The sequence below is a fragment of the Rhizobacter sp. P2_H2 genome (assembly GCF_056403375.1).
On sequence record NZ_JBFUFP010001617.1, the window covers coordinates 1 to 823 of the forward strand.

Sequence of the window (823 nt, forward strand, 5' to 3'; positions counted from 1 at the left end):
GCGTCTTGCCGGGCGCCGGGCGCCAGCGGCCGTCGTAGTGGGTCTTCTCGCCGCGCGCACGTTGCGCCTCGCGCATCACGTCGAGCTCGGCGGGCGTCGTGTAGCAGCGGTAGGCGCTGCCCTCGGCGAGCATCTGGTCGACCACCGCGCGGTAGCGCTCCAGCCGCTGCATCTGGTAGATCGGCCCCTCGTCGCAGTCGAGCCCCAGCCAGCGCATCGACGCGAGGATCTGGTCGACCGAATCCTGCGTCGAGCGGGCGACGTCGGTGTCTTCGATGCGCAGCACGAACTCGCCGCCGAAGTGGCGCGCGAAGGCCCACGAATACAGCGCGGTGCGGGCCGTGCCCAGGTGCAGGAAGCCGGTGGGCGACGGGGCGATGCGGGTGCGGATCGGTCGGGTCATGGTGTCTGGATCAAAGGGAATCGAGGCCGACCAAACCACGCAGCAGGTCGGCCTTCAGGTCTTGCACATCGTCCAGGCCCACCGCCACGCGGATCAGGCCCTGCGTGATGCCGGCGGCCTGGCGCTGGTCTTCGGTCAGCCGGCCGTGCGAGGTGCTGGCCGGGTGCGTGATCGTGGTCTTGGTGTCGCCCAGGTTGGCGGTGATCGAGCAGACCTGCGTCCGGTCGATCACGTGGAAGGCGTTCTTGCGGGCGCTGGTGGCATCGGCGCTCTTCACGGTGAACGACACCACCGCGCCGCCCGAGCCCGATTGCTGCGCCATCGCCAGTTCATGCTGCGGGTGCGAACGCAGGCCGGGATAGAACACACGCGCCACCTGCGGCTGCTGCTCGAGCCAGCCGGCCAGCTGCAGCGCGCGCT

2 protein-coding genes are annotated in these 823 nt (G+C 70.1%); both read right to left on the minus strand.

Annotation, left to right across the window (positions count from 1 at the left end; genetic code table 11):
- Positions 1-403 (minus strand): glutamate--tRNA ligase (locus tag AC1D15_RS35130; RefSeq protein WP_477829720.1); only part of this gene is annotated, 403 nt, incomplete at its 3' end.
- A gap of 10 nt (positions 404-413) precedes the next feature.
- A partial coding sequence (locus tag AC1D15_RS35135) for a PLP-dependent transferase (protein ID WP_477829721.1) occupies positions 414-823 on the minus strand: 410 nt, incomplete at its 5' end.